The sequence below is a fragment of the Citrobacter sp. RHBSTW-00859 genome, from assembly GCF_013729795.1.
GTDB classification, from domain to species: Bacteria; Pseudomonadota; Gammaproteobacteria; order Enterobacterales; family Enterobacteriaceae; genus Citrobacter; species Citrobacter braakii.
In genome coordinates this window covers 104,174-128,410 of the sequence record NZ_CP056285.1, presented here as the reverse complement: position 1 = coordinate 128,410, position 24,237 = coordinate 104,174, and the positions used below count along the sequence as shown (strand labels likewise).

The window sequence follows — 24,237 nt, the reverse complement described above, 5'->3', positions numbered from 1 at the left end:
GGTACTCACTGGCCGGACAGTGGTTGCTCACCAGTTGATATTGTCCGGCCAGACCCATGATGTATTATTCATTTCGTTCAGCATCTTTATGTCCTGCTTTTCACGGGCATACTTACCCCATAATGAATGAAAAGAACGAACAATACTGATTAACTGCTTTTTTCTTTGCTCCGGAGATAGGCTGATAAAATAGCAGCACCTGCTGTCAATATTATCCTCAATGAAATTAAAATCAGAGTCTGATGCATATTTTACTGTTAGCATAATATCATTCGACGTTGTTCTCTCAGACTCTGTTAATGCTGATTCTATCAGGTATTCAAAGGCATACATGACAGACAGCTGGTTTTTGTCTGTCTGAATATAACCCATTGAGTTTCTGAGTATTGAGGACTGTACCAGGACCAGAGGCCATAAAAGCTCAACACCATAAAGCTTATATGTATCATGTTGATCATACTGATGTTGCTCAACACGACGATTACCTTCCCGTGCTTTACGAATATCATAGGCAAGGGATAACATAAATCCGTCTTTAACTTTAATCAGTGGGCTTTCATCCACGATGTAATGAATGAGTTCATGTAATTCATTCAGGGCTTCTGAATCTCCCCACAGTATAAAACCTGCATTGTTCGGCGTTAACTCGTATCGAAGCATGGGCTCAATCATCCTGTTGTTTCAGTCGGAGGAAAGTCTATCAGTAAAGAGAATGAGAGATCAAAGTGGTCATTTTAATTGAGCTGGATAACGGACATTTCAATTGAGCCTTGACATAGATTGTAATGGCTCAATAGTAATGTCCGCCTGTGGCTCAATTCAGATGTCCGCGCTATGGTAAGCTTCACTGGTCCGTTTAAACTACCGGGAGGCATATCATGAGCGCAGAAAGCTCAGGAGTGTTTACTTTGAAAGAGATCAACCGGATCAAGATTATACAGGACGTCATTGAACGTCGCATCACAACGCGCCGTGCGGCCGAGCACCTCGGTATCAGCGACAGGCAATGCCGCAGACTTCTTGCCCGTTACCGTGAAGGCGGACCGCTTGGTATGGCCAGCAGACGATGTGGCATGCGTGGTAACCGCCAGTTGCCACCCGGGCTCGCAGATCAGGCTCTGGAACTGATCAAGACGCGTTATGCTGATTTCGGTCCGACTCTGGCGCGTGAAAAGCTCGAAGAACTCCACGGACTGTTTCTTGGCAAAGAAACTGTCCGGCGCATCATGGTGCGGGCTGGCTTATGGGTTCCCCGTAAACAACGTGCCGCAAGGATCCCTCAACCACGGTACCGGCGTCCGTGTACTGGTGAGCTGATACAAATAGATGGCTGTGATCACGACTGGTTTGAAGGCCGTGGCCCGGCCTGCACCGCGCTGGTCTATGTTGATGATGCAACCAGCAAACTGATGGAACTGTTGTTTGTTAAATCGGAGTCCACGTTTTCTTACTTCGAAGCCACGCGGCGCTATATCGATAAGCATGGTAAACCGCTGGCACTGTACAGCGATAAAGCCGGTGTTTTTCGTGTTAACAATAAACACGCCACAGGCGGAGACGGGCATACTCAGTTTGGGCGAGCCATGCATGAACTGAACATCCAGACTATCTGTGCAGAAACCAGTCCCGCCAAAGGGCGTGTAGAACGAGCTCACCTCACTTTACAGGATCGTCTGGTCAAAGAGCTGCGGTTACAGGGCATTTGTTCAATGGAGGCTGCAAATGACTTCGCTGAGGCCTATATGGCTGACTATAACCGCCGTTTTGGCAAAGTACCGCGACATGATTTTGACGTACACCGTGCTGTAGAACATGATGAGGACCTGGGGCTTATTTTCACTGTTCGTGAAAAACGTAAAGTCTCAAAATCGTTGACGATACAATATGATAAAATGTTGTACCTGATTGAAGACAGCGAACTGAGTCGCCGTGCAATAGGTAAATATATCGATGTGTATCACTATCCTGATGGCAGAAAAGAGCTGCGCCTGAACGGTACGCTACTTCCCTACTCTACCTACGACCGACTGTCAGAAATCGACCAGGGCGCGATTGTCGATAACAAGCGTCTTGGCCGAACCCTGGAGTTTATCAGTCTGGTGCAGAGCAAGCGGGATAACACGCGCTCTCAGTCAATTCCCGCTGGAGATGGCCCTTCCCGACGACGGCCAAAGCAGGAAGGGAAGAAATCCCAGCGCTCACTGGATAATGATGACATGCTCGAAGCACTCAAACAGCTTCAGTCACGTTCAGAGGACATTTTTGGTAAAAGAGCCCGCTGATGGTACTCACTGGCCGGACAGTGGTTGCTCACCAGTTGATATTGTCCGGCCAGACCCATGATGTATTATTCATTTCGTTCAGCATCTTTATGTCCTGCTTTTCACGGGCATACTTACCCCATAATGAATGAAAAGAACGAACAATACTGATTAACTGCTTTTTTCTTTGCTCCGGAGATAGGCTGATAAAATAGCAGCACCTGCTGTCAATATTATCCTCAATGAAATTAAAATCAGAGTCTGATGCATATTTTACTGTTAGCATAATATCATTCGACGTTGTTCTCTCAGACTCTGTTAATGCTGATTCTATCAGGTATTCAAAGGCATACATGACAGACAGCTGGTTTTTGTCTGTCTGAATATAACCCATTGAGTTTCTGAGTATTGAGGACTGTACCAGGACCAGAGGCCATAAAAGCTCAACACCATAAAGCTTATATGTATCATGTTGATCATACTGATGTTGCTCAACACGACGATTACCTTCCCGTGCTTTACGAATATCATAGGCAAGGGATAACATAAATCCGTCTTTAACTTTAATCAGTGGGCTTTCATCCACGATGTAATGAATGAGTTCATGTAATTCATTCAGGGCTTCTGAATCTCCCCACAGTATAAAACCTGCATTGTTCGGCGTTAACTCGTATCGAAGCATGGGCTCAATCATCCTGTTGTTTCAGTCGGAGGAAAGTCTATCAGTAAAGAGAATGAGAGATCAAAGTGGTCATTTTAATTGAGCTGGATAACGGACATTTCAATTGAGCCTTGACATAGATTGTTAGAACCATTTAGTAATGTCACTTTTTATCCAGATAGAAACGTCACCTTAGAGTAAGCTAAACTGAATGCAATTCTAAGGGGCTCAACGCATGTTGGTGACCATGTCAGATAAAGAGATCCACCGCCTACCGGTGATACAGGCAGTTTGTGAAAAGCGTCTACGCCGTCGTGATGCAGCATCACAGCTTGGCATTTCAGAACGTCAGGCGCAACGACTTATCAATCGTTACCGAGTTTCTGGTGCTGAAGGACTTGTCAGCCGCAAACGCGGCCAGCCCAGCAACCGCCGGTTGACCGAATCTCTCAAACTACGAGTACTCACGCTGATACGTGAAAACTACAGTGACTTTGGGCCCACACTGGCCGCAGAAAAACTCAGAGAGCGCCATAATATCCGGCTTTCAATCGAGACCGTCCGCAACTGGATGACGTCTGACGGACTCTGGGTCCCGCATGCTCGCCGTAAGTCACGGGTTTATCAACCCCGACATCGGCGTGATTGTCTGGGTGAACTTATCCAGATCGACGGCTCCCACCATGACTGGTTTGAAGGCCGTGCGCCAAAATGCTGCCTGCTGGTCTTTATCGATGATGCCACCGGGCGTCTGATGCATTTGCGGTTCAGCGAGTCAGAAACAGCCTTTGACTACATGCTGGCAACCCGGGAATACATCGAGCAGCATGGGAAGCCGGTATCGCTGTACAGTGACAAACACGCAATATTTCGCGTCAGTGGTCCGGAGAAACGCAATACCACCGTTACCCAGTTCGGACGTGTGCTTTATGACCTGGCAATCGAGCTTATTTGTGCCAACAGCTCTGAAGCTAAAGGCCGCGTGGAACGTGCGAATCAGACACTTCAGGATCGGCTGATCAAAGAAATGCGTCTGGAAGGTATAACCGGCATTGAGGCCGCAAATGCCTGGCTTGCCACTTTCATCGCTGACTTTAACAGCCGGTTTTCACGACCGGCTAAGTTCCCCAAAGATTTGCATCGTCCGGTGCAGGAAAGCCCCGATGAATTAAGAGACATCTTTGCCTGGCATGATGTTCGTACCGTGTCGAAATCACTGACCTTCCAGTACGATAAGATCCTTTATCTCATGGACACCACAGAAGAAAATAGCCGTCTTGCCGGTGAAAAAATTAAAGTACTGGATTATCCCGATGGCACCCTCGCCTTCCTCTATGGGCACCGGAGCCTTAAGTGCCAGGCATTTGATAAGCTGGCCTGTGTCGACCAGGGGCAGATTGTTGATAACAAACGTCTCGGGACTGTACTCCGACTGGCTCAGGTAAAACAGGATGAGCGGGAAAGCGAAGGCAAACGGGAACGAAGCAAAAAATCGCCCAGCCGTAAGGCTCAGGTGCGCATCCAGGAACAGCTCCGGGCTATCAATCCCGTTCTGGCAGACCCGAGCTTGTTTGTGGCAAGTTCAAAGCGATAGAATCGACCATCAGTGCTGCAAAGTACCGGAACAGTGAGTCCCCAAAAGGATACTTGAGATGATTAAATTCCCGACTACAAAGCGCGTTGATTTGTATAAAACTGCTGTCAGCTCTGAGCAATTACATCTAGATCTGGTTGCGGCTCAGGAGTTCATGTTCGATGCCTGGGAAAATGATGACCTGGAAGTTGTGCTGAAACTCATCAGAAAAGCTATCAAGAAATCCCCGCTCTGTGCTGACGCATACTCATTCTACTGCGAGATATCTCAAGAACCTCCTGAGTCAAAAATCGGGAAGCTGGAGACTGCTTTGTACGCAGCCAGCATTGCACTTGGCGAGGATTTTCAGGAGTTCGCAGGACGTTTCTGGGGATTTGTCGAAACACGTCCATATATGAGAGCAAAAGCAGCTTTGGCTGAGGCCTTATGGGAGTCTGGTAATTTTTATCCGGCTATGGCTCATAGCCGCGAAATGCTGAAGCTCAACCCGAACGATAACCAGGGGATTCGTCATTTATTAGCGAACTATTACCTTGAGCTTGAAATGGTGGATGATCTGGCCTTGCTACTGGACGATTATCCTGGGGATATGCGTTCGTTTTTTCAGTATACACGCGCCCTACTCGCCTACCGACAGTCATCCCCGGATGCCGATGATATCGCTAAAGCTGCGATTGATTCTAATAGACACATCCCCGGCTTGTTATCGAAGTGCAGATTACAGATCAAGTCTAACAGTGGATATATCACGTTAGGTGGAATGGATGAAGCCATTTATTATGTGAATCATAATATAAAGCCTTGGATTCGCACCTCTGGCGCAATTGATTGGATTGTAAATAATTCATTAAGTAAAATATAAGGATTTAGTTTTAATGTTTAATCTAATTATGGGCGGAGAACCTGACTATTTTGAACATTGGCCCATGTATGAACGGGTTAGTGGGAGTTGTGATTTTCCTATATCACGTATGTTAGAAGGCACCTCTGATGACATCCGGTTGAAGTTAACGCCTTTGAATGATAAAGCATTATCTTATATTGAGAAATTACCTACGCTTTTTATGTCAGAACTTTATTCCCGAGACAATGTTGAATACATTACTTTGCGACTTGGTGTAATTTCAAATCTACGAACAGTTAACAAAAATGTTGAGTTTGATTTCAGAATCACTCACTCACAAGATGATGTCGTAGTGATAAACAAAGAGTTATATCAAACAGCTTTAGAATTAGGTGCATATGGGCTGAAACGGACTCACTGGGGAATAAAAGCACGTGATTTAAATCAAACATTAGCACTTCTAAATATAACGACAAGAAGTACACCACTTCCTCCTACTGAAGCACTTCCTGATGAAGTTGATAACTACCCAATAATAGATAATGTTCAAAGTTTCATGGCGCGTGTTTTAGAACAAGATCATGAAGAAGATGCAGAAATATTTTATCGTGGACATTCTGATGTATCTTACGAGTTGGCTCCATCAGTTTTCAGGAAAAACAAAAAAGGTAACTTCAAGCATTTGCACAGTGAATCAAATTTAGTCCGTGAAGCCCTAACAGCAAGGCCAACTGAGTTTGTTGATGATAAAACAATGCTAGACAAGTTAGTAAGGATGCAACACTACGGACTACCAACTCGTTTGTTGGATATAACATCAAATCCACTAATCGCTCTGTATTTCGCTTGTTGCGACATTAGTAATAATGAAAATACAAATGAGGTTGATGGACATGTTATTATTTTCAAAACAAAAAGGGATCGTATAAAATTCTTTGACTCTGATACAGTAAGTTGCATATCAAATATATCAATGCTAAGTCAAACACTGAAAGATCAGCTGGATTGTAAAATGGACAAGGAGGCTTTCAATAAAACTGAAGCTTGTCAAAAACTCATACATTACATTAAAGATGAAAAACCTTATTTTAAAGATGTAATTATACCATCAGATTTGGAAAGGTTAATTTTCGTTAAAGGAAGAAATAATAATGAAAGGATGTCATCACAGTCAGGTGCATTCTTATTATTTGGGAATAATGCTGTTTATCCCGATTTAGTTTCAAACCCTGATGATGCTATGCAAGAGTTTAAAGTAGAAAAAATAGTGATCAGAAACAAAGCTAGAATACTTAAGGAACTCGCAAGGTTAAACATTACAGATGCGACAGTTTATCAAGGCATGGAAAGGACAATGAAACTAATTGCGGCCAAATTTTCCGCAGGAGATTGATCTTCATGTGGTTTTTTGACACACTAGCCTGTCGCTACTGGCATTGGTCCCTTGTATGCTAAGCATATGAACTCTGGTGTGTGTTGGACAGGAGCAATTAACCAGTCGTATAGTAAAATTTGAATGTAAAAATATAAAACAAGGAGTTGAGAATGAACCCCATTACTTTGAGTGAAATGAGTGATGAAGATGAAGAGGTAAAAATCATTTCTTCATATGAACCTCAAGATGATGAGATTGCGATCGTTTTTGATAGTTCAAAAATTACTGGAGGTAATGCACTGGATTTTTTCCAGTTCACCAAGCAATCACATTCTAATGTTAAAGTGTACGGAGATTCTAATGGTGTTTCGTACCTGCAATTAAACAGTATAACGTTAGCGTTAGGCACTTTCTTTGCCACATCAGTAATGATACCTTTTTTAGTAAATCTTGTTTCAAATTATATTCAGAAAAAAATTGATAACTTTGGAACTAGAGATATAGACGTTAAAGTCTCTATAATTAAAAAAAATAAATCAGGAAAACATGTGAAATACACTGTTTCTGGAAAAGTAGACGATGTTTTAAAAGTAATTAACAAAATCAAATAAAAATCTATATAGATATTATGAATATTCACGAAAAGTTAAAGCGTTGGATGTGTATTACTCAAGAAGATAGTGCTATTCTTGATTATCTTAATGCTGAGTTAAAAAAAGCTCAATCCTTGAGCTTGAATAATGAATCAAACAGATTGTTTTTATACAAAACAATTTTACTAGCCCATTTAAAATATATTCAAGTCATTAATTTACTTACAAGAGGTGATTTTTATGAAGCATGGGTAGAACTTGAAAGGATAGAAATAGATTTAATACATATTAAAGAAAATAATGAGTTTCTGCCTGAGGTTAATTTCTATGGTGTTAACTTCTTAGCGAGAATGGTATGTAATTGGCAGGCGTTATTCCCATATAAAATCTTCGGTAGTTCTCGTGAAATAATAAAAGAAGTGAAATGTTCAGTATGTAATACAACCCGTAGTTTTATTAATGATTGTGGTCATGTTAAAAATAAACTTTATAATGGAGTTCTTTGCTTTGATGAAGTGATCGATTTTGAATTAATTACTTATGACATAGTTAGTAATCCCGTTAACAAATGTAGTGTTTTTTTCTCCAATGATGGTGATCATTATAACTATTCAACTTTAATTAGTGTTGTCAAATACATACAATCCCCACATCAAATTTTCAATATTACGACCTGGAGATTTAAGGCGAAAGAACATGATGGAGTATTATCGCCAGAAAATATTTGTCCATGTGGAGATTCTTTAAAAAAATATGCAGATTGTTGTTTGCCACGTAATGGTATTTATAAAAAACATATAGATATTTGGTTTCCCTTCCCGTTGAATGTAGAACCTATTTAGAACCAGATATTCAATAACTAAAGATCCCGTTGACACAGATATTTCCATATTAAGATGTTTTCGTTATATTTTTATTCCAGTCTTTCATATTTAACTTTTGCTTTATTAATTGGTTGAGTGGGATAACGCAGCAGTCACATTAATATGATTACATAGGCTGAAAGTGCCCTTTCTATCTTGCACAAAGAGGTGACATTTTAAACTTGCTTTGACAAACGTAGATAAAGGCTGAATCTGATGTTTTATGGTCATCCTTGTGCTGGCTGTGTTGCCCGTACTCTCTGTTGCGCATAACGATTGAAATGTCTTGCGGCCTTCACTGAGATTACCGGGCGTCCTGATAATTTTCTTAGGACCTGATTCGAATGAAACGATTGATACCAATCCTTACCTTTGCCGCCAGTATGACCATTCCGGTTACTGCAATGGCAGACAATATTGTTTGTCATGATGGCTGGAGCATTGAGCGACACGTTACCGGTAGTGCCAGTAGTGGATTCATGAGCTACATGAAAGACGCTGGCGTCATAAAGTTACTGCATCACGGCAAGCTCATCTCACAAAAACGTATTCAGGATATTCAGCAATCGGTGTATCAGACCAGTGGCGCTCCACTTGTTAACTACGAGTTTGATGTTGATGAAAACAGTTTCTATATCCTTGCTCTGGATATGAGCACTCAGGGTGCATCAGGTGGTGAACCGGATATCAAGCTTTGGGGTACTGATGCAATGGGAATTGATTGTATTTTACAGGGAGGTGCTGAATGAAAAATTCAACCACCCTTCCCTTATTGATATCAATCGCCGGTTTGTTATTTGCAAATCAGTCACTGGCGATTACGCAATCACAGATGCAGATGAGAGTGACTGCTACATGTGATTCTTACGCAAATTTTTCCAGAATTGCCAACCCGGATGTTATTTATGGCGCATGTATAACCGGAGCCAGGGACGCAATACAGCATCGCAATTCCGTCTGTGAGAAGAAAATAAAGAAATTTAATAAACAGACGGAAAACTTACGAGGAATGGAACGAGCCGAGCATATTGAAGTTACTCAGGCATATCGCGCCGGATGCAACACTGGAAAACAAAACTAAAAAGGAATACAAAAAAATGAACAGTTCATTTTTGACAAAACATCTTTCAAAATTAACGCTCGCTATCAATCTTACAATAACCATACTGATTTGGCTCTATTTTATTGGAACTGACAACCCGTCATGGTATTCGATACTTCAGGGGTATGCTTTCATCAGCTTTGATACGGCAAAAATCATTATCACCGTTGTCTGTGCTGCATGGATAATCAAAAGCATTACATCCTATGAGCTAAAAACAGTTCTGTTTACTCAGGCGGACATTCAGAAGGAAATACTCAAAGAGCTTCAGTTATTAAGAAATGGAAAGCAAATGAATAATGCCGATGCCATGAAAGATGATTTCAGGATAGACTTTGATAAAGTAGATTGCTGATATTTCTCTGATGCTGACATGTAAGGGTCTTCATTTTGGTGGAGATTCTTATTTTTTTATTCTGATTCTTTGTTAACTCAAGCCGTATGGCTCTCCTGCGGAGGGCTTAATATTGGGATAATATTGAGAGGTTCAGAGTAAGTACAGAAAACCGATTAAGAATAAATATATCATAATAAGGGTTTAACCCCGGTTGGCGATTTGGCGATGGTAGCATGGATATTTGAATCTGTAAATTGATTATATTTATTTTTATTTTACCACCCTATCGGGTGATTCCGGCACAGCACATCAGCATAACCAGAAGCATATAACGCGCTACAGGCCATCAGGGGAATGCAGTCGGTGCAAAGCCATACTTCAGCCCTGAAACAGCCCACAATCACGCCAGTGCAACCTCCGGTCACAATCTGCACTAATTTCATTTAACTGTATAAATGAACAGTGGTGCATATGCCGGAATCCTGCCATCAGACAGACTCTGCACACCCTGCCCTGACCCGTATTTACAGTGCCTGTAGCGCATTCTGAGCGCACCAGTGCATGATAAGGCAGGGTGCTGAGCCTGCTTTGTGACAACCTCAGATTACTGCTGACAGAACGACACGATACCTGTCACATTGCATTGTCTGTATTATTTTAAATTTTATTTTTTTGAATGGATTCTTAAATTTAATTCCTGACCTCCACCCGGAGTGCTGGCCTGACAGAAGTTAAAGGGGAAAAACAGGACCCGACCCGATTCTTTTTCTCCCTCCAATTCTTTACTCAGGAAATATTAAATGACGCTTTTTCGAAACAAGAGATACCACCAGAACTACAACCATAACACGTTATTTCCCGGTGCTGTATTTACCACGAAGCATAATGGTGAATGCTCTGTTCTTGGTCGCTCCGAAGATAAATCAAGACGCGGATATTATGTTGTGCAATTTAAAGACAGCGGCATAATCAAAGAGGCCTACGGTACGCATATTAAATCAGGTGCAGTCTCAGGTGACGCGTTCCCGTCCTCAGAAGATGAACGAATAACACTGTTGATGAAGCCCCGTTATTATGATGTGGGATATATTGGAAATGGAAAGCATTCCACAATTGAAAACACCCGAAGCCATCAGAGAACAAGAGCGTTCATTCTCTGGCATAATATGTTGGCAAGGTGCTACATGACAGTTAAAGGGAAACAATATTTTAAAGGATATAAGGGAGTGACGGTTTGCGAAAGATGGCATAACTTCCAGCATTTCTGCGATGACCTTCCAAAACTTAATGGCTATGCCCGCTGGAAAAATAACCCCGGAGAATATGAGTTGGATAAAGATTTTTCACATCGTCGTTTCTATTCCCCGGACACAGTTTCTTTCATCAGTACAATGGAGAATGCAAAGGAAGCAGCATTACGACGCTCAGCAATGAAGATACTGAGCCAGCATTATCACGAAGTGAATAAAATACGAAATGAAATAGTTATGGATACGGAGGATGAACTTAAGAAAAACAATATTGTTTATGAAATTGCATATAACGGGAATACTAAAATCATTATCTCAGAAACACCCTATGGTACGGTGGCATTCTATCCCCTGACCAGAAAGATTCAGCGAAACAGTTACATGACGGAGGGTGATACACAGATTTATGTATCCTACCTGAACTGGCTCAGGCTTCAGTGGGAAATCAGGAATCCCTTCATTAACTGCATTGCTGTAAAATGATGATAATGCTATAAATAGCTGCACTATATACTTAACAAATAAACATCAGGGCAATCTGTAAAATCTGAGTTTCAGTGATGTTGCTGCATCAGAGACGATATTAACTGTCTGAAAGTTCATCGCTGAAGGCTAAATGTCTGCACTTCATGCAGCCATTTAACATGTTCAATACATTAAGCGCACCAAGGTAAGGTGTTGATTGTTAAGGGTTTATCAGGGGGTTCTCTTGACTTGTTGGTATCCTCGGACTCAGGCTGTTACGTATCCTGTGACTAACTGAGCCCCGTCCGTGGTGACCAGTTAACAGATTCTCCAAGGAACCTTGTTAACGCTGCTTTAGCATACTGAGGCTTTGAGTAGTATCTGGGAAACCAGCCATCATAAGTTTGTGTGCCATTGCGCCGGTATTCTGGCCTGACTGACAGCTTACATCCATTACCATCAGTAGAAATACAAAAAGTGTACCCATCAACAGAATCAGAAGTAAGCAGAATGGATGTCATTGGGGATACCTCATTATTGAACTAACCAGAAACTACAATGGTGATCCGACATGGTTTCCTCGATTTTACCGACTGAGCTGTCATATAGCGATACCTTTTATTCTTAGGTTCTCTTGCAGTATTGGCTATCGATTGTCACAATTTAGTCTGGTGGCACTGGTTCATTTTTCGGGTGGTTTGTTACTTTTTCCGTTGGTGTTCCAGGGCTACCGACCTCTGCATGTACGTATACATCCCTCTTTCTCGTTTACCCCGCCAGATTTCAATCCGATAGAATCGTTCCTGTTTTACTCACTCGTAATTCACTTTTCATAGTCATTTTGTGGACATTAAACGTGCGCTACAGGTGCGCATTCCTTGCTTCAGGATGGCTTACTATCTAAAATGGCAGAGATTTTTGATACTTTTGAACATTTTAATGAGGTATATACCATGATGAACATCGCTTGTGATGACGGCTCAACGAACGTAAAACTTGCCTGGATTGAGAATGGTGAAATCAAAACTCATGTTTCGCAGAACGCCTTCCGCGAAGGCTGGGCTACTCCACTCGCATTTGGTGGTAAAACTATCTACAACTATCTCATTGATGGGCGGAAATTTACTCACGACATTGGTTCAACATCTGCAATTACAACAACGCATACCTCTTTCCAGTTCGACGCTGTAAGTCGCGTAGCAATTCATCATGCCCTTTTGACTTCCGGTCTTGAGCCACAGGATGTTGAACTTACAGTGACACTGCCGGTGGCCATGTTCTTCACGAGCGATGCGCAGTTGAACGAAGCTAATATTGAAAAGAAAAAGGCCAACGTTATGGGCCCAATAACCCTGAATAATGGCGAAACTTTTCATGTTGTAAAAGTTAACGTAATGCCTGAATCAGTACCTGCGGCTGAATATCTGATTGATCCTAAAACAACCACGCAGCTTACACGAACCCTGGTTGTCGATCTGGGGGGAACAACCCTAGACCTGGCCATCATTCAGGGGGCAATGGAGGGCATATCTGATATCTTTGGCAACAGCGATGTTGGCGTTTCACGAGTGACAAAAGCTGTTATGGCTGCGCTCCAGGATGCCCAGTCTCCAAGTAGTTATGCCATTGCGGATATCATCATTAAAAACCGTCATGATAGAGCGTTGATTGCTTCTGCGGTCAATGATCACTCTAAAATTGATGCCATCATTGACGTTATCGATTCTGAGTCGAAAAATCTGGCCGAAGCTGTTGCAGCTGATATACGTCGTCAGAACAGCGTCCACAAAATCATACTGGCCGGGGGCGGTGCTGAGCTCATCCATTCTCATATTGTCGAACTATTCCCTAAGCTGGATGTCATCAAAGCGCCTGACGCGCAGCTCGCGCTCGTCAAAGCAATGGCAAGCGTCTAAACGAGGTTATGTGATGGAAGAAGATAAACGTTTACTCGTCTGGCTCCGCCCCGGCAATAATCCAGAAGACGGTAAAGCTCTTGATATTATGGAGCGCTTACCCCGCCGATCCCGGGGGGAATTTTACCGTAAGGCACTGGTAATTGCGTCTGCCTTGCATGAGCTCGACCCTCGGTTAATAAATTTGCTGGCCGCACAAACCACGACATCGTTTAATGCCGAAACGCTGAGCAACATTCTGTCGCAAACGCTGGGCATTGCCGTTGAACGGAATTCTTCACCAGTGGAAACCCAGGCCACAGGTATCCGAGCAACAACCATCATTGATTCGGATAAGCCTGCTGAGCAGAAAGAACCAATTCCTAAACCCTCCCTGATGATGCAAACCCTCAAACGTTGAATCCGAACCGGCTACTAGTAGCCGGTTTACTCACCTTGCTCGGTTAACAAGCTGAGATAGATCCGCAACCCCTTATCCAGTGACTCTCTAATGGCATCTGCTGCTGCCCCTGCATCCCTGTTTGAAAGAGCGAGTTCAAGCGACGAGAAAAATATTGGCCATTTATCCTCCGAGTCAGATTCGAACGTGTAACTCAGAGTTGGCCACAGGTTAATCCACAGTTGGGTTACAATTTTGAAAAACTCAGGCAGACCGGCGTATATGTAAAGCTTCAGCCGCAGAGTGAGGTTTAGCTGGTGCGCCAGATAAACATCCCTACGTTCATATGCGGAACGCAGCTTTTGGCACAAAGACAGGCATTCTTCAAAGCCATTGGCATCCATTTTCAGTACGGCCTTTTCTGCCAGTTCTGGCTCAATCAATCGCCTCATTCTCATGTACTCGTTGAACTGCTCACTGGTGATGATGGGAACAAAAAAGGCATGTGATGGAGTCAAAGCAAGAGCACTACTGGCAGACAGACGTATCAGGCTTTCACGGACGGGCGTGACGCTCATTTTCATAGCATCGGCGATGTTTTTTGTTACCAACTTATCACCGGGCTTGAGGTAGCCGAGGATAAGGGCGCATTTAAGGCGATCTTCAACTCGTCTCGTTAAGCTAGGTCTGCCTGACGGAGAGTAACTAATTAGTTCCGGTAAATTCCCGGGGTTTTTGAGGAAGCTTTTGTAATCATCAATCATATATCACTCATACTGAACTTTTTGACCACATAGAAAACAGAATATTTTTAATCACACTACATAGTAAGTAGATCCCTCTACCTACATATTTCAAATAGTTCCAGTATGCACATCCATAAACTGGCATCCGCCAGAACAGAGAAGGTAAACGGTTATCATTCGTTTTACTCTACCAGCATGTCTTACATTTTCAATAACGGATCTATTACTACCCATATTTTATGCTTAACAGAATCCATTATAGATGCATGGTTAATTCTTTCTAATGTGTTTGTTTGCTATTTGTGCAAGGTCGAAATATATTCAGCTTGTGCGTCAATGACATTAATCTTTGTGGATGTATAGGTCAGGTTGTCCGGTGTGTGTATACGAAATGTCTGAAATCAACCTTCCCTCAAAATCGTGCCAATCCCATTCCTTTTGAATTTTTTCTCCCATTAAAACACGATCCATCCTTTGAAGTTGCCAATCCATATAAATCAGTAAAAGAGCCATTTCTTCTTTTTCATTATTAGTCATGCCCTGCCCTAATTTATAAGCTTCTTTTGTGAGCTGATAGATCTGAACAGAGTTTTCAACAATGTATTTAAATATTTTTTCTACGCAGCCGGAAATGGCAATTGAATTTTGGCAATTAATGTCATTAACGAGTTCGCGTGTATCTATTTCCCAGTTCCTATATAAATCAATCTCTGCGGTATAATGTTGATTTGTGTTTAAAGGAATACCACCAAAGATTCGACAATAGAGTTCTACTGCATCGGCCTGTTCCAGGCAATTAGCCATGTAGGGAAAATCAGGCAACGTGGAATGAATCAATTGGAGATAAGCTAACCTCTGAACAACCTTTTCATATGGCTGGTTAGTTTCTACGCCATAGAACATGTCTTTATTGATGTCATAACGATGAGTGATCCTGATCTTCGCCATTGCTAGCCTCTTAATTCAGATAATTGATATCAGCATCGTCCGCACGTGCGGCATTACCAGCTACTAGCTGAGCGCATTTTGCAACGCGGACTGAGTGGTCAAGGTTGACCTTGTCGAATTCAGCCTTCAGTTGCTCATCTGGCTTAGCTTCGTTAACAGTTACCAGAATCCGACTAGCATACTCGCTACCCTTGGCTTGATTGCCTACCATCTTACCCAGTACACGGCCAGCTTTTGATTTCGCTTCAGTCAAACGTTCCTCGCCATTTTCGAGGTAGTCTTTACATGCGATAACAGCAGCAATCTCGGAAGCATGAACTTTCATCACGTCATTCAGTTCGTCACGAGATGGAGAGCTTTCCGCTGATATTGCGAAACTTGAAGCATTAATTGCAAATAAACAAACAACCGCATTTAATATTATTTTTCTCATCACAGGTTTCCTTTTTATTGGTTACGAGGCAATGCTGCTTCAGACAGCTGGTAATTCAATATTGATAAGTAGGCCAGAGGTATAGTTGCTGCCGGGATTAACCATTCATACCTGAGCGAAAAGTATGACCACGAAAGTAAAACAACACCAGAGATAGCTGAAAATGCGAACAACGGCCCAATATTCATAAAAGTACTTTTACAAATGACTGGTATACTTTTCAGCAGAGAACCTTTACACCGCGTAACTGTTGGTATGAATAAAACGAGCATTGGCGTAGCGATAAATACGCTCAAAGTGGCAAGGGCGTACATATTGAAATACACTATTAGGTTGGAGTAAGCCAGACTAATGCTTGTTAATGTTGGTTGTTTATATTCAACATGGTTGGTTTCACCCGCAACCGCTGAAGCAATCATAAATTTGACCAACCACAATATTACGATCATTAGTACGGTCAGGAATAATGCATAAACTAACACAACGATAAAGTTGCGTAGTTCTTCCCAGATATTCAATCTTAGCTCTGAGCTTTGATATCGGCATAAGATAGCCGTAAGGTAGAGGGTGAGTACAACTGGCTGTAAGATAAAAAATGCAAGCCCCTCCATTGTCACATTTTTCATGATGAGTGTCAGGAGTCCACCACCAGCAATTATCGGCAAGAATATTGCCAAAATACCATGAAGAGATGCCATTGTTTTCATGGAGGACAACATTATTTGTTTGGTATCTTCGAAAGATAATTTATTGATGAGAAATGCTGACATTGTGTTTCCTCTTCATGTAGTTGGCTCAATTGTCGCATGTTGAAAAATTTGAATAGCATTTAACATCGACAAACTGACGGCTTTTTCTCTATCTCATTTTTTCTGTTCAGTTACGGGTGACGAAATTAACTCGACCAGCTCTTCCTTTCCCCACTATTCATGGGCATCAACGGAGAAAAGTTTTATGGATTCTGCGGTTCCTTCAAAGGCGTTGTCATAGCAACCCAGAATATTGATGTCGTAACCGGGCCCAGCTTCTCGGGTTAAAAGATGCTCCTTTGCGCTCCCTGGCAGTATTGCTATCAAGCGTCCTCCCGGTTTCAGGAATCTCATCGCATGTTGAAAATGTGCAATCCAGCGTGAGTCACTAAATGGAGGATTCATCAGAATTCTTTCAAACAAGCCGGTATTTTCAGGCTTGACCAATAGAAAATCATTAAGGGTGACGTTCCAGCGCAGGCCAGTAATTGCAACAGCTGCGGGGTGTATATCAAAACCAGTAACATCCACCCCCTCTGGTAACCCTTTCAGTAGCGCACCAAGACCGATATTCGGTTCCAGCAAACGCATACCTGAAGCCACCATACATTCATCAATTGCTCGTTTCTGGAGTTCTCCGACCGTTGCATAGAACTGGTGCGTATAGCGGTCAGGTATAGAACCATGTAATGCCAGAAGTTTGAATGCTTCAACGGGGCTAAAGTCAAAGTCATATACTTCTCTATATCTTCTGACAGCACCCAATGACTCCCATATGTTCACCAGTTCTTTTTTCTCACTAACAGACTGGTTGTCCCGCAGGATAAAAGTGTGCGGCCCCGGTGACAGGTGTTTGCCCGCGTTCAAATGGTCAGTGGCATATGATATTAAGGAGTTAACAGCAGAGAATGATATCAACTGCGACCGATATTCATTGGTTTTTACAGTTCTTGCGGAGTTATGGCCGATGGTGTATCGGCGATCGAGAGGAATGCAGCCTGGCATTAAATGGGATAGTACCAGATTGAGATTGTCACAAGTTTCCTCCTCAATCAGGATATGCACATTGCCGTTAATAAACCCCTTCACTTTAAGACTATCGTTATCAATACTTACCCATTCGCCAGGGTTACTCATCATGTACTCTTTGACCGCAGCCGAATTCACATCCTCAGCACCGCTTCGTCCATACATCAGTCCAATAACCTTACGAAGGTCATTAAAATAGTTGAGATAGTCATAGGATCTGCGGTTATCTCTACTTGGTAAGCAGCTGGCTATGATGAGTTTGTTGCTGAAGCCCTGGGCACGGTTAGTCTTATGCAGAGCGGAGAGCTTTTCAAACACACCATGAACCATCTGGGCGAAGTAGTCTTTTTTCTCTTCATTCAATGCGAATGCGGTAGAAAAGATACTTTCTTCGTTGAAGGGTACAGGCTTAAGCTTCTCAAAATTTGATTCTGATGATTTTCGCCATGCCCTTAATCCTTCGTTCCAGTCATCGTATCTTTCGGTGGGCATAAATGGTTTTACGCCGGTCAGATCGAGCAGCTTTTGCCAGTACTTTTCATCGAGAGCACAGCGGGCCCGTTCTATACAGAACAAATTTTCTACAGCCAGCGTATATTTGATGGAATTGTCACAAGAATCACAGAACATGCGCCATGCTTCATCATGCCGGTTCCGCATCACTGCATCATACATGGCCTGCATGTGCTTCAGTGTTGTGTTGTATTCCACCAGCAGATCGCGCATGGCATTTAGTTTTTGAAAGCCGTCATGTTCAATGAGGCCACTTTGACTGTCTACGGGATTAGCATAAAGGCTGAGGACGTCTGATTCATTTTCATCGTTATTCGCTAATACAGCTGTCGGTAGGTTCATCAGATTTCTCCAAATAGAGAAATTATGAGACAGGTATGGCAGGTGACGAAGCAAATCGACGAACTACATAAGCCGGGATATTTGGGGATACCGTGAAGTACATAGCACGGCGGAAGTCCAAAAAAAGAGACCCCAGTAAGGGGTCTTAAATGAGGTATATATAACTATCAGATCACAGAGCCCGAAGCAGACTACTCAACGTCCTGAATTTCAGGAAGCTTCAACCCTTTCGGATAGAAGATTGTATGAACAGTCAGGTCAGCCAGGAACGTAGATTTGATAATTAATTTTATTATAGGGTTAATACTATCCCAAGAATCGGGCGAATTCCAGATAGTGGCATCACAGCTTTCAGGATACTGGTTAACTCCAGGAGCATGGCCAGCCGTGCAGCGCATTGGGTCGGTTGATTCATGCTCGCATTTAGGGCAAATATAGCGCCGCAGCTGGTGTTCACCTAGGTCTTGGTCAAAATCGTGAGGAGTTTCCCAGCAATGAACATCTTCAAGCTCAGGTAGCCTGGACGGAGTGTAAAAAGCCCACGGCACTTCCGTACCTCGCAGTACCTCAAGTGCGTGTATCACCCGCTCAGGCTCGATTTTAAGCACGTCACTGTATGCTTCTATTCGATCACGTAACAGGCTGGCCATTACAGAGATTGTATGGATATCGATACCGGCTGCTTGAGCGTCCCTTTCCAGCTGCTCAATAACGACATCAATACTTGCTGGTGGTGCAGACATAAATAACTGCGTTGCGGCTTCTTGTCGTGACATATACGAAGGTTCCTTCGGTTACCGGTGACAGTAACCGATATTTTCCCCTCGCTACAGCTGGTCACGAATTTTTTCAGCTTGTACATCGGATACCAGAACACAATCACCTGTTGCAGAATTACAAACGTAATATTTTCCGTCCTGATGCTGCTGTAATTTCAGTTTTGTACCCGTAAGTGACACTGTAACGCCACTTGCTTCAAACTGCCCTTTGTTGGTGATGAAAAAGTTGTTTTTTGCGAGGGTTCCGGCTTTCAAATCAACGCCTCTGATCACTTCACCCAGGTCCCATTCGTTCATTACTGAGCGTTGTTTATGGATCAAGGAGCCAAGACAGACAAACACCACGACACTGATTGCAGCAAGACCCATAAGGTTTTTAAACGAATGGTGGGCTTTCAGGTCAAGCGTCTTCGCTTCTACCAGCTGCTCGGACGTTAACTGGACAGCTCGATTGTTACGCGAAGGACGTTTACGTTGGTTAGCAGTCATGGTTCACCTCTGTTTGAAGGAGAGATAATTTTAAACCTGCCAGTATATAAGCGATCTGAATTGGGTGAAGCGAATCATCAATGCTCATGGCCAGTCTACCCTTCTGATTGGTATCTACGGCTTTGCTGCCTCGGTACTGGTATCCATATCTCTTCCTGGCAAGTTCCAGGCCAGCCAGCATGTACTGGACTTGCTGTAACGATAATGAATCAATTTGCAGAGACTTGAGCCTGTTTTTTTGCTGGCACAGACCAAATAACTCCCTCGACTCGAAATCGTCGGGGTAAGAGTGTAGTAACCCATCAACTGAGCAGGCATTCAACTTATCGAATTCACGTTCAATACCCTCGACCGAGAAATGTCGGTCTCGAACGGACTCGACTCTACATTTGCTGAGCTGGCCATCTGGTGTGGCTACAAATATAGTTGCGCCTTCGGTCAGGTCTCCAGTCCAGTTTGTATGATTAGTCATATACGCTCCGTAATGGGCCTACTAAACAATATTATCACGGCTGAATATTTGACGAAGCAGTGCGCGATACGCGCCATGATAATGTTAAATTAGTCGTTTATTTGATAGCACCATTTTTCTCTGAATACTGTTCAAACCAGAAAACAATGGGTTTCTCTACAATGCTTATCTGGCCGAATCTTTCTGCCGTTCTGAAATTCATACTACTCTTCCGTGCCCTTTCAACCTGTAAACTTATTTGTTTGCGGAACATTTCCAGTGAATATGTTGTTTTGAGCAGATTGCAGGGCGCACAGGCTGGGAAAAGATTTTCTAAGCAGTTGGCACTTTCATTAAACACTTCACCGGTAGCCTTAAGCTTAAATTTCCCTCTGGCCGCAGCTTGCATATCCTGGACGGATTTCCTTAGCACAGGTTCTACGTGATCAGCGTGCCAACCTTTTTCTTTCAGTACCTCGCCACAATATGCACATCGACCACCAAATTTAGCCCTCAGTACTATTCTTTGTTTTTTTGACAGAGACATAATAAATTCCTTGTGGAACTAAGAGAATCGGCCATCGTCTATTGATTCAGCGATGTTGACTGCCAGGGCGTTATCGTCCAAGCCTGACAACGTTTCATAGCGAAAGACAGGAATGTGAGTTCTTTTAAAAAGGGCAATAATGAACTCTCCTTCAGGCTGAGCGCTGATAGCATCTTCATTGATCATTGCTAGCACTAGTTCCCCGGTATGCGCATCGGAGAGAACAAAATCGAACACGAATTCATCTGCGTACTGTTGCGCCTGAAGTACGTCAACCGGGGCAACCGGTTCATCTTCGAGCTCCAGCTCTACTAAGTCCCGGGCAAGCACCTGGGGTGCGATAATGTACTGACCATTGAACACCGCACTCAAGCGCACATAAAGATCCATCAGGACTTTTGGCAATATCGAATTTTTTTTGATGAAGTACTCGCTCAACCCATCAAGTGCGGCGTTCTCGTCGGCATCGGCATTAATATCTGCCTGCTGATCATGCTCGTCCAAAGGTTGCTGAGTTTGTTGTTGTTCTCGTTTTGTTCGACTCGCGTAGATAAGTATGAAAGCTGCAAAGCACACAAATGTCAGAAATATTGCGAGAGCGATTATATATTTTAGAGTCATGGGTTCATTCCTATAGTCTGGAGATACTCAGGCTCCTTGAACTTCATATTTTCGGGTATATGCCGCATCACCTTTTTGATGTATGGTTGTTCAATTCTCTTAAGCGTATCTAATTGAGATTGATAATCCTTAGTTCTCAAATCATGCTCAGCACCCAGTTGTCCTAATAACGTCTGAAGTTTCTTTAAGGCTTTGCTGCACTGCACTTCGGCATTATCCAGCTTTTCAATATTTAACCAGGAGAGAATATCGATAACAGGATTTATAGTCAGATCGACAAACAGATCAAGCGTGTCATCTGGTAAATTTGAATCAATAGGTGATTGCCGGGCAGGCATTTCATCTGCTAATCGCTTAAGCGCACCCATAGCTCTCTTTAACGAACTACTCGCAGAGGATGTGTCTATTGCTGAAAGTATGGATATTGCTTTACTGGTAGTAACCATATCCAGAAATTCAGTTGTGGAAGCACTATTACATTCATCCTTTGCTGTTTTTAATAGTTCACGGGCATTTTCTGCAAGTTTGAGTCGTCTGCCTGACTCGTTATATTTTATCTGAGCTTCTTTCCAGCAGTTGACTAGATGCTGATAAATCTCACAATCTGGTGATTTCGAAATTTCTTCCAACGAGGACATAACTACGTATTGAAGAAAGATGCTCCTGCATTTTGGCAGCAGCAGGTTAAGATGCAATTCACATTCGTTCAGCTTTTTTCGCGCCGGTGTCTCTCTGAAGAGACCAATAAATAGCGCCCACAATGAAAACTGACGATCTCTTGTCTCTTTAACCAACTCTTTAACTGCCAGGGCTCGGGCAATGTTAGCATTTTCAACCTGGCGTGATAACTCTTGGAGTTCTGTAGCTGTAATCATCTCTCAGCCCTTTAATGGAAGGTTTTTTCTGGTTGTTTGGCTTCTGCCGCGACACCTTGTTGTTCGTCTGACGGCGTTGTGATGAGTCCTGGGCTTTCACCCCCGAGGGCTTTTATCATTGTGTCCAGAACCTCCATAACAACAGAGGTAAACAAAACGAAATCGGCATCAAATCTTTGGGCGTGATCTTCTGGCGAAATGTCATCGTTCTGTTCAATAAGTTCTTCCGTAAAGGTCAGTCGTGAAAAGATGAAATTGTCATTCAGGATGAAAAACATCTGGTTCATCCAGCCCAGTGCAACCTTTGTCACAAGCTTTCCGGCCTCGATGTGATGAGCGATCTCATCACATATCAAATCCTGGCGTTTTGTTGTAACGACCCCCCCGTTTTCGAGCACATCTTTGAGCGTGGCTTCGTCGCATAAAGCTAGGCCAGGCGGCAGACTTCCTGTTTTGACCCACTCTGTTAACGTCAGTTCTACCGGCGTTTCCAGCGTGAATGGGATAATTGGAAGTGAGCCAATAGTTTTACGTAGCAAAGCTGTTACATCATCTGCTTTTTTATGGCTGGTGGTCTCAACAAGCAGTAGACGTGATTTAGTATCCACCCAAATGTTTGTAGTGCTGTATTTGCTGAAAGCCTTTGGTATGAGCTCAGCGAGCACGGCATCGTTGACGGCCTGGATCTCCATTTTCTTTAGCCTGCGGTTTTGCTCTTTCTCCAGTTTCTGAACCCGGGTTCGCACAATTTCTTTGATGGTCGCGGGAGGAAGTATTTTCGATTCGTGCTTAACAGTCAGAAGAATGAGATTATTCGACTCATGCTTTAACAGCTCGACATCTTCACCCAATGGCGGGATCCATCCTGACCGTGCCATATCATTAGGCCCGCAGGGAGTGTATTTCAACTCACTTAACTGTTCATCCAGCTTGTCTAATTCCAGAGCTTTTTGGATGCGGTAGACTACAAGGCTTTTGGGTTTAAATTGGCTCATCGTGGCCCTCAGCTGTTGCTTGATTAATTTTAATAAGGTCAGAGACACGCTCGCGGATCACGACACACTCCCAGTAAGTTAGAGGCTTAGAGCTCAGCACTTGTTTAAACTGCGCCACGGCAATATCAGGTGCTGTCCGATATTGTTCGGCGATATCCTGACAAAATTTCTCAGTCTCTGGGTTATGCAGCTTTTCAGAACAATGGAAGCGTTTCATGCCGCAGCTCCCTTTTTCGAGTTATCCGCTAATTTGACCGCGAAGATTTCTGAAGCTTTTTTCCCATCCCCGCTGCCTTTAAATATGCTTCTCCGGGCAGTCACACCATGAATAGCGAAGGCTTGATAAAGCTCACGAATATCAGGCGCATCGTGGCATGATGCGATGACATGAACCCCGCGTTCAGGCAGCAACTGGAGCAGTTTGGTAAGCTCAATCTGCATAGCGGGTGTAAAACCGCTGGCATGGTAAGCCGTGAATCTGCCGGGATTAACATATGGTGGGTCGCAATACACCACATCACCCGGGCGGGCCATTGATAGCGTGGTCTGGAAGCTGGCGCAAAGTAAAGTTGCTGAGGACATTTTCTCAGCCATTGCGTATAACTCTGTCTCTGGGAGATAGGGGTTGGCGTAATAACCCCAGGGGACGTTAAAGATGCCTTTCCGGTTGTATCGGCATAGTCCGCGATGGCCAAACCTATTCAGATAGATAAACAGAGCAGCTTGAGTGTCACTTGCACTATCATGATTATTGAACTGGCTTCGCAGCTCATAATAGGCGTCCTCAGAACGCCCGAGACAGTAAAGGCGTTTAAGCTCAGAAAGTACCTTTTCAGGCGACTTAAAAATACTCTGGTATGTATCGATCAGGTCGCTATTAATATCGGCCAAAATGTATTCTGGGTAATTCGTATTCATCATTACAGCGCCTGAACCGCCAAAGGGCTCAATAAGCCGACCACCTTTCGGTAGTACATGCTTAAGACTTGCCATAATGTTGTGTTTGGCTCCTACCCACTTCAGAACGCTTTTCATTTCATTCTGGCTCCAGAATATTAGGACGCAGTGATCGCGACCAAT

The 24,237-nt window shown here is 43.2% G+C and carries 28 protein-coding genes; 12 read left to right on the top strand and 16 right to left on the bottom strand.

Annotated features, from left to right (window positions below; all coding sequences use genetic code 11):
• Positions 1–27: 27 nt before the first annotated feature.
• Complete coding sequence (locus tag HV302_RS26670) at positions 28–660, bottom strand: DUF6904 family protein (RefSeq protein WP_001567369.1); 633 nt, start codon at positions 658–660, stop codon at positions 28–30.
• A gap of 218 nt (positions 661–878) precedes the next feature.
• Between HV302_RS26670 and HV302_RS26665 the strand changes: the two genes are divergently transcribed.
• On the top strand, positions 879–2,282 hold the full coding sequence (locus HV302_RS26665; RefSeq protein WP_001567368.1) for an ISNCY-like element ISKpn21 family transposase: 1,404 nt from the start codon (positions 879–881) through the stop codon (positions 2,280–2,282).
• A gap of 28 nt (positions 2,283–2,310) precedes the next feature.
• Here the strand turns inward: HV302_RS26665 and HV302_RS26660 are convergent, their stop codons facing one another.
• Positions 2,311–2,943 carry a DUF6904 family protein gene (locus HV302_RS26660; protein ID WP_001567369.1) on the bottom strand — a complete coding sequence of 211 codons (633 nt, stop codon included), beginning with the start codon at positions 2,941–2,943 and terminating at the stop codon, positions 2,311–2,313.
• Between the two features lie 226 nt (positions 2,944–3,169).
• Between HV302_RS26660 and HV302_RS26655 the strand changes: the two genes are divergently transcribed.
• The 11 genes from HV302_RS26655 (at position 3,170) to HV302_RS26605 (ending at position 13,661) form a co-directional block, all read left to right on the top strand.
• Positions 3,170–4,516, top strand: a complete 1,347-nt coding sequence (locus tag HV302_RS26655; protein ID WP_076611902.1) for an ISNCY-like element ISLad2 family transposase — start codon at positions 3,170–3,172, stop codon at positions 4,514–4,516.
• A gap of 58 nt (positions 4,517–4,574) precedes the next feature.
• Positions 4,575–5,378, top strand: a complete 804-nt coding sequence (locus HV302_RS26650) for a hypothetical protein (RefSeq protein WP_000589340.1) — start codon at positions 4,575–4,577, stop codon at positions 5,376–5,378.
• 13 nt (positions 5,379–5,391) lie between these two features.
• A complete protein-coding gene (locus HV302_RS26645) occupies positions 5,392–6,753 on the top strand; it encodes an FRG domain-containing protein (protein ID WP_000482601.1) in 1,362 nt (453 codons plus the stop codon).
• A 152-nt stretch (positions 6,754–6,905) separates the two neighbouring features.
• On the top strand, positions 6,906–7,346 hold the full coding sequence (locus HV302_RS26640) for a hypothetical protein (protein WP_016239970.1): 441 nt from the start codon (positions 6,906–6,908) through the stop codon (positions 7,344–7,346).
• 17 nt (positions 7,347–7,363) lie between these two features.
• Entirely contained in the window at positions 7,364–8,170 is an 807-nt protein-coding gene (locus HV302_RS26635; RefSeq protein WP_016239971.1) for a hypothetical protein, read from the top strand.
• Positions 8,171–8,535: 365 nt separating this feature from the next.
• Positions 8,536–8,940, top strand: a complete 405-nt coding sequence (locus tag HV302_RS26630) for a hypothetical protein (RefSeq protein WP_045269655.1) — start codon at positions 8,536–8,538, stop codon at positions 8,938–8,940.
• Complete coding sequence (locus tag HV302_RS26625) at positions 8,937–9,272, top strand: hypothetical protein (RefSeq protein WP_045269657.1); 336 nt, start codon at positions 8,937–8,939, stop codon at positions 9,270–9,272. The genes HV302_RS26630 and HV302_RS26625 overlap by 4 nt, the downstream gene beginning before the upstream one ends.
• A 16-nt stretch (positions 9,273–9,288) precedes the next feature.
• The gene (locus HV302_RS26620; protein WP_045269654.1) at positions 9,289–9,648 is read left to right on the top strand and encodes a hypothetical protein; all 360 of its coding nucleotides are present in this window, start codon (positions 9,289–9,291) and stop codon (positions 9,646–9,648) included.
• Positions 9,649–10,430: 782 nt separating this feature from the next.
• On the top strand, positions 10,431–11,363 hold the full coding sequence (locus HV302_RS26615) for a hypothetical protein (protein ID WP_045269653.1): 933 nt from the start codon (positions 10,431–10,433) through the stop codon (positions 11,361–11,363).
• An 887-nt stretch (positions 11,364–12,250) separates the two neighbouring features.
• On the top strand, positions 12,251–13,261 hold the full coding sequence (parM, locus tag HV302_RS26610; RefSeq protein ID WP_223883253.1) for a plasmid segregation protein ParM domain-containing protein: 1,011 nt from the start codon (positions 12,251–12,253) through the stop codon (positions 13,259–13,261).
• A gap of 13 nt (positions 13,262–13,274) precedes the next feature.
• The gene (locus HV302_RS26605; protein ID WP_009652914.1) at positions 13,275–13,661 is read left to right on the top strand and encodes a plasmid partitioning/stability family protein; all 387 of its coding nucleotides are present in this window, start codon (positions 13,275–13,277) and stop codon (positions 13,659–13,661) included.
• Between the two features lie 26 nt (positions 13,662–13,687).
• On the opposite strand, the gene HV302_RS26600 is transcribed toward HV302_RS26605, so the two are convergent.
• The 14 genes from HV302_RS26600 to HV302_RS26535 form a co-directional block, all read right to left on the bottom strand.
• The gene (locus HV302_RS26600) at positions 13,688–14,404 is read right to left on the bottom strand and encodes a GntR family transcriptional regulator (protein WP_080940394.1); all 717 of its coding nucleotides are present in this window, start codon (positions 14,402–14,404) and stop codon (positions 13,688–13,690) included.
• Positions 14,405–14,728: 324 nt separating this feature from the next.
• Positions 14,729–15,334 (bottom strand): hypothetical protein, encoded by a 606-nt coding sequence (locus HV302_RS26595; protein ID WP_043016718.1) that lies wholly within the window; start codon positions 15,332–15,334, stop codon positions 14,729–14,731.
• A gap of 10 nt (positions 15,335–15,344) precedes the next feature.
• Complete coding sequence (locus HV302_RS26590) at positions 15,345–15,767, bottom strand: hypothetical protein (RefSeq protein WP_043016719.1); 423 nt, start codon at positions 15,765–15,767, stop codon at positions 15,345–15,347.
• Positions 15,768–15,781: 14 nt separating this feature from the next.
• Positions 15,782–16,537 (bottom strand): hypothetical protein, encoded by a 756-nt coding sequence (locus HV302_RS26585; RefSeq protein WP_009654999.1) that lies wholly within the window; start codon positions 16,535–16,537, stop codon positions 15,782–15,784.
• 153 nt (positions 16,538–16,690) lie between these two features.
• Positions 16,691–18,400 (bottom strand): DUF4942 domain-containing protein, encoded by a 1,710-nt coding sequence (locus HV302_RS26580; RefSeq protein ID WP_181627508.1) that lies wholly within the window; start codon positions 18,398–18,400, stop codon positions 16,691–16,693.
• A gap of 191 nt (positions 18,401–18,591) precedes the next feature.
• On the bottom strand, positions 18,592–19,176 hold the full coding sequence (locus HV302_RS26575) for a hypothetical protein (protein WP_032951326.1): 585 nt from the start codon (positions 19,174–19,176) through the stop codon (positions 18,592–18,594).
• 51 nt (positions 19,177–19,227) lie between these two features.
• Positions 19,228–19,668 (bottom strand): hypothetical protein, encoded by a 441-nt coding sequence (locus tag HV302_RS26570; protein ID WP_223226831.1) that lies wholly within the window; start codon positions 19,666–19,668, stop codon positions 19,228–19,230.
• Positions 19,658–20,140, bottom strand: coding sequence for a hypothetical protein (locus HV302_RS26565; protein WP_032951323.1), 483 nt, complete (start codon positions 20,138–20,140; stop codon positions 19,658–19,660). The genes HV302_RS26570 and HV302_RS26565 overlap by 11 nt, the downstream gene beginning before the upstream one ends.
• A gap of 97 nt (positions 20,141–20,237) precedes the next feature.
• On the bottom strand, positions 20,238–20,666 hold the full coding sequence (locus HV302_RS26560; protein WP_032951321.1) for an HNH endonuclease: 429 nt from the start codon (positions 20,664–20,666) through the stop codon (positions 20,238–20,240).
• A gap of 18 nt (positions 20,667–20,684) precedes the next feature.
• On the bottom strand, positions 20,685–21,287 hold the full coding sequence (locus tag HV302_RS26555) for a hypothetical protein (protein ID WP_223226832.1): 603 nt from the start codon (positions 21,285–21,287) through the stop codon (positions 20,685–20,687).
• Positions 21,284–22,162 carry a hypothetical protein gene (locus HV302_RS26550; protein WP_009654998.1) on the bottom strand — a complete coding sequence of 293 codons (879 nt, stop codon included), beginning with the start codon at positions 22,160–22,162 and terminating at the stop codon, positions 21,284–21,286. The genes HV302_RS26555 and HV302_RS26550 overlap by 4 nt, the downstream gene beginning before the upstream one ends.
• An 11-nt stretch (positions 22,163–22,173) precedes the next feature.
• A complete protein-coding gene (gene rdgC / locus HV302_RS26545; RefSeq protein ID WP_007372167.1) occupies positions 22,174–23,157 on the bottom strand; it encodes a recombination-associated protein RdgC in 984 nt (327 codons plus the stop codon).
• Positions 23,144–23,374, bottom strand: coding sequence for a hypothetical protein (locus HV302_RS26540; RefSeq protein WP_007372166.1), 231 nt, complete (start codon positions 23,372–23,374; stop codon positions 23,144–23,146). The genes rdgC and HV302_RS26540 overlap by 14 nt, the downstream gene beginning before the upstream one ends.
• A complete protein-coding gene (locus tag HV302_RS26535) occupies positions 23,371–24,192 on the bottom strand; it encodes a DNA adenine methylase (protein WP_007372165.1) in 822 nt (273 codons plus the stop codon). Before HV302_RS26535 ends, HV302_RS26540 begins: the two co-directional genes overlap by 4 nt.
• Between the last annotated feature and the right edge of the window lie 45 nt (positions 24,193–24,237).

Bases quoted from the DNA above. Each gene is read 5' to 3' on its own strand.
- HV302_RS26625 (WP_045269657.1), top strand. From the start codon at position 8,937: ATGAAAAATTCAACCACCCTTCCCTTATTGATATCAATCGCCGGTTTG.
- HV302_RS26650 (WP_000589340.1), top strand. From the start codon at position 4,575: ATGATTAAATTCCCGACTACAAAGCGCGTTGATTTGTATAAAACTGCT.
- HV302_RS26665 (WP_001567368.1), top strand. From the start codon at position 879: ATGAGCGCAGAAAGCTCAGGAGTGTTTACTTTGAAAGAGATCAACCGG.
- HV302_RS26595 (WP_043016718.1), bottom strand. From the start codon at position 15,334: ATGGCGAAGATCAGGATCACTCATCGTTATGACATCAATAAAGACATG.
- HV302_RS26590 (WP_043016719.1), bottom strand. From the start codon at position 15,767: ATGAGAAAAATAATATTAAATGCGGTTGTTTGTTTATTTGCAATTAAT.
- HV302_RS26575 (WP_032951326.1), bottom strand. From the start codon at position 19,176: ATGTCACGACAAGAAGCCGCAACGCAGTTATTTATGTCTGCACCACCA.
- HV302_RS26560 (WP_032951321.1), bottom strand. From the start codon at position 20,666: ATGTCTCTGTCAAAAAAACAAAGAATAGTACTGAGGGCTAAATTTGGT.
- HV302_RS26620 (WP_045269654.1), top strand. From the start codon at position 9,289: ATGAACAGTTCATTTTTGACAAAACATCTTTCAAAATTAACGCTCGCT.
- HV302_RS26555 (WP_223226832.1), bottom strand. From the start codon at position 21,287: ATGACTCTAAAATATATAATCGCTCTCGCAATATTTCTGACATTTGTG.
- HV302_RS26600 (WP_080940394.1), bottom strand. From the start codon at position 14,404: ATGATTGATGATTACAAAAGCTTCCTCAAAAACCCCGGGAATTTACCG.
- HV302_RS26655 (WP_076611902.1), top strand. From the start codon at position 3,170: ATGTCAGATAAAGAGATCCACCGCCTACCGGTGATACAGGCAGTTTGT.
- HV302_RS26535 (WP_007372165.1), bottom strand. From the start codon at position 24,192: ATGAAAAGCGTTCTGAAGTGGGTAGGAGCCAAACACAACATTATGGCA.
- HV302_RS26660 (WP_001567369.1), bottom strand. From the start codon at position 2,943: ATGCTTCGATACGAGTTAACGCCGAACAATGCAGGTTTTATACTGTGG.
- HV302_RS26615 (WP_045269653.1), top strand. From the start codon at position 10,431: ATGACGCTTTTTCGAAACAAGAGATACCACCAGAACTACAACCATAAC.
- HV302_RS26570 (WP_223226831.1), bottom strand. From the start codon at position 19,668: ATGACTGCTAACCAACGTAAACGTCCTTCGCGTAACAATCGAGCTGTC.
- HV302_RS26640 (WP_016239970.1), top strand. From the start codon at position 6,906: ATGAACCCCATTACTTTGAGTGAAATGAGTGATGAAGATGAAGAGGTA.
- HV302_RS26540 (WP_007372166.1), bottom strand. From the start codon at position 23,374: ATGAAACGCTTCCATTGTTCTGAAAAGCTGCATAACCCAGAGACTGAG.
- parM (WP_223883253.1), top strand. From the start codon at position 12,251: ATGGCAGAGATTTTTGATACTTTTGAACATTTTAATGAGGTATATACC.
- HV302_RS26635 (WP_016239971.1), top strand. From the start codon at position 7,364: ATGAATATTCACGAAAAGTTAAAGCGTTGGATGTGTATTACTCAAGAA.
- HV302_RS26565 (WP_032951323.1), bottom strand. From the start codon at position 20,140: ATGACTAATCATACAAACTGGACTGGAGACCTGACCGAAGGCGCAACT.
- HV302_RS26630 (WP_045269655.1), top strand. From the start codon at position 8,536: ATGAAACGATTGATACCAATCCTTACCTTTGCCGCCAGTATGACCATT.
- HV302_RS26580 (WP_181627508.1), bottom strand. From the start codon at position 18,400: ATGAACCTACCGACAGCTGTATTAGCGAATAACGATGAAAATGAATCA.
- HV302_RS26585 (WP_009654999.1), bottom strand. From the start codon at position 16,537: ATGTCAGCATTTCTCATCAATAAATTATCTTTCGAAGATACCAAACAA.
- HV302_RS26605 (WP_009652914.1), top strand. From the start codon at position 13,275: ATGGAAGAAGATAAACGTTTACTCGTCTGGCTCCGCCCCGGCAATAAT.
- rdgC (WP_007372167.1), bottom strand. From the start codon at position 23,157: ATGAGCCAATTTAAACCCAAAAGCCTTGTAGTCTACCGCATCCAAAAA.
- HV302_RS26550 (WP_009654998.1), bottom strand. From the start codon at position 22,162: ATGATTACAGCTACAGAACTCCAAGAGTTATCACGCCAGGTTGAAAAT.
- HV302_RS26645 (WP_000482601.1), top strand. From the start codon at position 5,392: ATGTTTAATCTAATTATGGGCGGAGAACCTGACTATTTTGAACATTGG.
- HV302_RS26670 (WP_001567369.1), bottom strand. From the start codon at position 660: ATGCTTCGATACGAGTTAACGCCGAACAATGCAGGTTTTATACTGTGG.